Annotated in this window: 8 protein-coding genes; 4 read left to right on the top strand and 4 right to left on the bottom strand. The window is 56.9% G+C overall.

Annotation, left to right across the window (positions count from 1 at the left end):
- The first annotated feature begins 37 nt into the window (after positions 1-37).
- From DCO57_RS21985 to DCO57_RS21970, 4 genes are all read left to right on the top strand, one after another.
- Entirely contained in the window at positions 38-1,291 is a 1,254-nt protein-coding gene (locus DCO57_RS21985; protein WP_116701069.1) for an NAD(P)/FAD-dependent oxidoreductase, read from the top strand.
- Positions 1,292-1,325: 34 nt separating this feature from the next.
- Positions 1,326-1,742, top strand: a complete 417-nt coding sequence (locus tag DCO57_RS21980) for a RidA family protein (protein ID WP_116701068.1) — start codon at positions 1,326-1,328, stop codon at positions 1,740-1,742.
- A 29-nt stretch (positions 1,743-1,771) separates the two neighbouring features.
- Positions 1,772-2,446, top strand: a complete 675-nt coding sequence (locus tag DCO57_RS21975; protein WP_116701067.1) for a DUF1028 domain-containing protein — start codon at positions 1,772-1,774, stop codon at positions 2,444-2,446.
- A gap of 137 nt (positions 2,447-2,583) precedes the next feature.
- Positions 2,584-3,825 (top strand): IS256 family transposase, encoded by a 1,242-nt coding sequence (locus tag DCO57_RS21970; RefSeq protein WP_116701070.1) that lies wholly within the window; start codon positions 2,584-2,586, stop codon positions 3,823-3,825.
- Positions 3,826-3,968: 143 nt separating this feature from the next.
- Here DCO57_RS21970 and DCO57_RS21965 read toward each other — a convergent pair whose 3' ends face one another.
- The 4 genes from DCO57_RS21965 to DCO57_RS24165 all read right to left on the bottom strand — a co-directional run.
- The gene (locus tag DCO57_RS21965; RefSeq protein WP_165814816.1) at positions 3,969-5,138 is read right to left on the bottom strand and encodes a Fic family protein; all 1,170 of its coding nucleotides are present in this window, start codon (positions 5,136-5,138) and stop codon (positions 3,969-3,971) included.
- A gap of 119 nt (positions 5,139-5,257) precedes the next feature.
- Positions 5,258-5,752: a hypothetical protein gene (locus tag DCO57_RS21960; protein WP_116701065.1), complete on the bottom strand. Its 495-nt coding sequence runs from the start codon at positions 5,750-5,752 to the stop codon at positions 5,258-5,260.
- On the bottom strand, positions 5,745-6,140 hold the full coding sequence (locus DCO57_RS21955; protein WP_116701064.1) for a helix-turn-helix transcriptional regulator: 396 nt from the start codon (positions 6,138-6,140) through the stop codon (positions 5,745-5,747). The genes DCO57_RS21960 and DCO57_RS21955 overlap by 8 nt, the downstream gene beginning before the upstream one ends.
- A gap of 105 nt (positions 6,141-6,245) precedes the next feature.
- A partial coding sequence (locus tag DCO57_RS24165; protein WP_347876560.1) for an IS3 family transposase occupies positions 6,246-6,338 on the bottom strand: 93 nt, incomplete at its 5' end.

Here is a 6,338-nt window from a genome sequence, read left to right as displayed (position 1 = left end):
CCCCGCAACAGAATAATCAGCAGAGGACGTGACAAAGATGGCCATCGAGAAAGTAGATGCCCTGGTGGTAGGCGGCGGACAGGCCGGTATCGCGATGAGCGAGCATCTCGGCAAGGCAGGGTTGTCCCATCTCGTTCTGGAAAAAAAGCGCATCGCTGAACGCTGGCGTTCGGAACGCTGGGATTCCCTCGTCGCCAATGGCCCTGCGTGGCATGACCGTTTTCCCGGCATGACCTTTGAAGGTGCTTCGCCAAACGCATTCATTCCCAAGGAAGAGGTCGCCGACTATTTCGAGGCGTATGCCCGGATGATCAAGGCACCGGTACGCACGGGCGTTGAAGTCACCAGAGTCACACGCCTTGACCGACAGACCGGCTTCCGTGCGAAAACGTCAGAAGGGATTATCGAGGCGGAAACGGTTATCGCTGCAACCGGTGCGTTCCAGACCCCGGTGTTCCCAAGACTGATCCCGGAGACCGGCGGCCTCACCCAGATCCATTCCACCGCCTACCGCAATCCGGACCAATTGGAAGACGGGGCGGTGCTTGTCGTCGGTGCGGGGTCCTCGGGCGTACAGATCGCCGAGGAACTCTTGAATGCCGGCCGCACAACATACCTCTCCGTCGGCTCCCACAATCGCCCGCCCCGTGCCTATCGCGGCCGGGACTTCTGCTGGTGGCTCGGTGTCCTGAACAAGTGGGATGCCGAATTCGTCCCCGGTTCCGAGCATGTAACCATCGCCGTCTCCGGCGCATTCGGCGGACATACCATCGACTTCCGCAAGCTCGCGGACCGTGGCATGACCCTGGTCGGCATGACCCGGTCCTGCGAGAATGGCAGGCTGACCTTTTCCGACGACCTTGGCCAAAACATCAAGGCAGGCGACGATGACTACCTCGCCCTCCTGAACGAGGCGGACGCCTACGTCGACGCCTATGGTCTCGATCTGCCACCTGAGCCAGAGGCCAAGATTATCGGTCCGGATCCTGACTGTGTCGCAAACCCGCTTCTCGAACTGGATCTGCAACAGGCAGGCATCACGACGGTGATCTGGGCCACAGGTTTTGACCGCGACTACAGCTGGCTTGAGGTCGACGCCTTCGACGAAACCGGTGCACCGAAACATCAACGTGGCGTTTCCGTCGTTTCGGGCGTTTATTTTCTCGGCTTACCCTGGCAGACGCGCCGTGGCTCGTCCTTCATTTGGGGGGTCTGGTATGACGCAAGATACCTGAGCGATCATATCGTCAAACAGCGCAATTACCGCCTCTATACACCGGTGGCCGAATAACCCGCTCTTCCCCGTATCGAACAAGGAGCCTGAAATGGTCCACACCCGCGTCCGAAAATTCAATACAAGGGATACCTATCCGGAGCAGAACCTGGACAACGACCTGTGCCAAGCCGTTGTCGCCAGAGGCGCGATGGTGTTTGTGCGCGGCCAGATCGGACAGGATCTGGACACGTCCGAAAATGTCGGCGTCGGCGATGTAAAGGCCCAGACCGAACAGGCCATGACCAACATAAAGATGCTCCTCGAGGAGGCTGGCTCCCAGCTGGATCATGTCACCAAGATCACCATCTACATCATCGATCCGCGCTATCGCGAGGATGTCTACCGCATCGTCGGCAAATGGCTGAAAGGCGTTTATCCGGTCTCCACCGGTATTGTCGTCTCCGCGCTCGCACGTCCCGAGTGGCTGGTTGAAATCGATGCCACAGCCGTTATTCCCGATGCCTGAACAGTCCCGTTCTTCCTAGAGGAAACAAGATGACCTTTTCCATCTCCGCCCGCTGCCTGGACACAGGGACGATGGGCATAGCAATTTCCTCGTCGTCCCCTGCGGTCGCTGCCCGTTGCGCCCACGCACGCGCCGGAGCGGGTGTCGTCGCCAGCCAGAACATCACCGATCCGTCCCTGGGAAACCAGGGTCTGGATCTGCTTGCACAAGGCCTGGGTGCCGATGCGGCCCTGGCTGCACTGCTGAAGGACTATCCGACTGCCGACTGGCGCCAGATCGTCATTCTCGACAGGACCGGAAAGGCCGCGCTTCATTCAGGGCGTGAAACCCTTGGCGTGCACGCGACCGCAACCGGACGGGATTGCGCCGCAGCGGGAAATCTCCTCGCCAACACGAACGTGCCCGCCGCAATGGTCGCAGCCTTCGAGACAGCCCAAGGCGGATTGGGGGACCGGATGATTGCCGCCATGCAGGCCGGTCATCAGGCTGGCGGAGAAGCAGGCCCCATCCACTCGGCCGGCCTCTATATGGTTCGCGAAGTCAGCTGGCCGATCGCCGACCTTCGCATTGACTGGATCGAGGGCGATCCCGTCCACGCCCTCAAGAACCTCTGGCACCTCTACAAGCCGCAACTGGAAGACTATGTGACCCGCGCGCTCGATCCGACCGCAGCACCCAGCTACGGCGTCCCGGGCGACGAATAAGCCCCAGGTCTGACGGACAAAAAAGGATTCTCGGATGTAGCGCGCAACTTCGGATAACGTACAAAATCTTTCGCACATTTTCCGATTGAGACGGTTCCCTTTATTGTGACGGAAGGGAGCAAGGCATGACTGACGATATGGACGGCAAAGAGATTGGCAACGTGATCCGGATCGACGAGGCACGGATCAAGGATCATCTTGGCGAGATGGTGCGTGGCACCGTTGAAGAAGCATTGAATGCAATGCTGGATGCGGAGGCGGACCGGCTTTGCGGAGCTGGGCGCTACGAGCGCAGCGAAGGACGCCAGGACACACGGGCGGGCAGCTATGAGCGTTCGCTACACACCAAGGCGGGCGACGTAAAGCTGAAGATGCCGAAGCTTCGGCGCCAGACGTTCGAGACGGCGATCATCGAGCGCTACCAGCGGCGGGAAAGCAGCGTCGAGGAAGCCTTGATCGAGATGTATTTGGCCGGCGTTTCGGTGCGCCGTGTGGAGGACATCACCGAGGCCCTGTGGGGTACGCGAGTCAGTCCGGGTACGGTGTCGAACCTGAACAGTGAGCATGCTTGCGCCACCGGTTCAAGCAAGCATGAGCGAACGATCTACGCCAAGATCGAGGAATGGCGGAACCGCCGAATAGAAGGGGAGCACCCCTACCTCTACCTGGACGGGATCGTGATGAAGCGGACATGGGCTGGCGAGGTCCGGAACGTGTCTCTGCTGGTGGCCAGTGCGGTGAATTCTGAAGGGTACCGGGAAATTCTGGGCATTTGCGAGGGTGCCAAGGAAGACAAGTCCGGCTGGTCAAACTTCCTGCGGCACCTGGTGGACCGGGGATTGAGCGGCGTGAAGTTGATCATCTCCGACGCCTGCCGGGGCCTTGTTGAGAGCATTGCCGATTACCTTCCGGATGCGCAGTGGCAGCGCTGCATGGTGCGCTTCTATCGCAATGTGTTCAGCCATGTGCCGTCCACCAAGGTGCGGGAGGTCACGCACATGCTGAAGGCCATCCATGCCCAGGAGAACCGCAAGGCGGCACAAGAAAAGGCCGATGCCGTGATTGCGGATCTGCGAGGGCAACGCCTGACACGAGCTGCCGATCTCATTGAAGAGAGTATCGGCGAGACGCTGACCTATTACGGCTTTCCGGACAGCCATTGGCGCAAGATCCGAACCAACAATCCGCTGGAGCGGATCATGAAGGAGATCCGGCGACGAACTCGGGTCGTCGGGGCGTTCCCGGATGGACAATCATGCCTGAACCTGGCCGCGGCCAGGCTCAGGCATATCGCCGCCGGCAAGTGGTCCAGCCGAAAGCACATGAACATGGCACCGCTCTACGCGGACCAGTACCAAACCCACGGAGCCGTCGCCTGAAAACGAAAGTGCGAAAGATCTTTGACACTACCGGTCATATCGCGAGGCGCTACCGGCGGCCATTTATACTAGAACCGTGAAAGTCCACTTTGCGGACGGTACTTTCTCAATACAGTGGAATTGAACTCATCTAGCCAAGCTTATTAGAGTGCCGCACCTTCGCTCAAGATTTCCAGATAGGCTCTGTAGGCAAAGACGCGGCCGCGCTTGCGACCAGTGACTTCCTCAACCAACCCAAGCAATTGCAACTGTGCGAGGGCAGCGTTGACCGTCGGCATCGCAAGCCCGCTTTGCGCGGCGGCTGTGGTCGCAGTCAAGAAAGGGCGCGTTCGCATCAGATCATGAACTTGAAGGACTGAGCCGGTACGGTCCGCTTCTGCGACGATCCGCTCACGATCCTTAGCCAAAAGGGAAGCGATACGGTTCGCAGTTTCAAATGCCTGATTAGCGGTTTCTGCCGCACCATCCAGGAAGAACTCGAGCCAGGCTTCCCATGCGCCGCGCTCCCGCACTTCCTGCAAGAGGCGATAGTAATCTGAGCGATGGGTTTTCAGATAAAGCGAGAGATAGAGGAGCGGCTGCCGCAGGACACCCTCGGCGCAGAGAAACAAGGTGATCAACAGACGACCAAGTCTGCCGTTTCCATCCAGGAAGGGATGGATCGTTTCAAACTGCACGTGGAGCAAACCCGCTTTTATGAGCGGGGGAATGTCCTGAGCGTCAGAATGCAGAAAGCGCTCCCAATCTCCGAGGCAGTTCATCACCTCATTTGGAGGTGGGGGAACAAACATTGCGTTGCCTGGACGCGTGCCACCGATCCAGTTTTGCGAACTGCGAAATTCACCAGGGTTTTGAGTGGCACCCCGACCGCCGTGGAGCAGCCTTCCATGCATCTCGCGAATGAGGCGAAGTGAAATCGGTAACGTGGCCATCCGATCGAGCCCGTACATCATGGCATCGACGTAGTTAGTGACTTCCCGGGTGTCGTCGAGCGGCGCACCGGAGACGGCCTCCGTTTCAAACCGCAAGAGATCGGAGAGCGTCGATTGTGTGCCTTCGATCTGCGAAGACAGAACCGCTTCCTTGCGGACGTACATATAGAGAAACAGTTCCTTGTTCGGCAGAAGCACGGAAACCCCATCGAGCCGCCCCAACGCCCGCTCCGCGGCGCTCAGGCGCGTCAGCAGGTTCGAAAGGTCAATGGGCGGTTCTGGTGGCAGTGGCGGGGGCACAAAGGCGCGCACGCGTTCGCCGGCGACAGATGTTTCGACAAATTTACCGAGACGTCCATCAAGTTCGCTGGTTTCGGGCACGACAATGGCTCCAGATCGTTAAGTCCGCCGATTTAAATAACGGAGTTCGTTAATTAACGAAATGCCAATTTCCTTAATTAAGCGCAATCACTAATTAAACTGCTGAAAACAGCGGGCGGTCAGGATCTTGATCCGGGAGCAGTATGGCGCGCTTTAACAAAGCGACCGATATCAGCAGGAACGAACGTCCACTTTTTATTCGGCTGACCATCCGGCCCAGTAACAGTAGGCCGTTTCCACAGCCCGAAATGATGTTCCAGCGACTCCAGAAAATACAACATGATCAGTGACGATATGAGAATGAACGCATTACTTACAGTTCCATAGACTGACATTTCGATTACGCTGAATACGCGACCCATCAACATCAACAAGGAACAAATAAAACCTAAAACAACAAGAATTTTAACCTTTAAGGCATTCCTCTTCCAAAACCGCTCGAAATGGCTCATCGAGATATGTGCTCGGATCATTTCCATGTCTTCTCGTGGAAAGGAAACTTGTCCATTTTCAAATGGAACCCCATGCATCGCACACATTTCGGCAATTTTTTTGCGATGTAGGGCCAACATAGCTTCGTAATAAATCGAATCCTCACCCGAAAAGTCAGCCATTTCCTGCGAGACTTTCTTTTTCTTCTAACTTTTTCTGCTTCAACTCGTGGAAATAGAACTGATCGAACATCTTGCAGATCAGTTGCACCTCTTGATCTGCAGTCAACTCAAGTCCGCATTCTTCCGCAAAGCTACGAGCAGCCAGGACCGACGACCTGACAATTTGTGTTGCAGTTTCTCGCGTAGGTTCCCCGTCCCCCAGAAACAGCCAAGCCGGGGAAACGTCAAAGTCATGACACAGCGCCAAAACCACGGTGCTCGGGATCGGCGTGACCCCTCTTTCATAGTTTTTATATGCAGTGCCCGAGACCCCAAGATCTTTGGCAAATTGAAGTTGGCTCTTTCCAACGCGAACGCGGAACCCCCTTAACCGGTTGTGCAAATCCATTTTTCGCCTTGCGACTAGACCGTATTCTGTCTATCTTCGCCGATATTGACCCATATTCGCTATATGGTGCCTGAATAGCCCCGCGTTTCGTAGACACCTTTCAGTTCATGATTGGTGTCTGTTCTCGAATTCGACGGGCGACAGCATGCCGTTCCGGGCGTGCTTGCGCGTTGGATTGTAGAACATCTCGATGTAGTC

This window comes from Labrenzia sp. 011 (assembly GCF_003075075.1).
Classification (GTDB): domain Bacteria; phylum Pseudomonadota; class Alphaproteobacteria; order Rhizobiales; family Stappiaceae; genus Roseibium.
The sequence above is the reverse complement of the archived record's forward strand: the minus strand, read 5'-3'. Positions and strand labels throughout refer to the sequence as shown.

Bases quoted from the DNA above. Each gene is read 5' to 3' on its own strand.
- DCO57_RS21985 (WP_116701069.1), top strand. From the start codon at position 38: ATGGCCATCGAGAAAGTAGATGCCCTGGTGGTAGGCGGCGGACAGGCC.
- DCO57_RS21980 (WP_116701068.1), top strand. From the start codon at position 1,326: ATGGTCCACACCCGCGTCCGAAAATTCAATACAAGGGATACCTATCCG.
- DCO57_RS21975 (WP_116701067.1), top strand. From the start codon at position 1,772: ATGACCTTTTCCATCTCCGCCCGCTGCCTGGACACAGGGACGATGGGC.
- DCO57_RS21970 (WP_116701070.1), top strand. From the start codon at position 2,584: ATGGACGGCAAAGAGATTGGCAACGTGATCCGGATCGACGAGGCACGG.
- DCO57_RS21960 (WP_116701065.1), bottom strand. From the start codon at position 5,752: ATGGCTGACTTTTCGGGTGAGGATTCGATTTATTACGAAGCTATGTTG.
- DCO57_RS21955 (WP_116701064.1), bottom strand. From the start codon at position 6,140: ATGGATTTGCACAACCGGTTAAGGGGGTTCCGCGTTCGCGTTGGAAAG.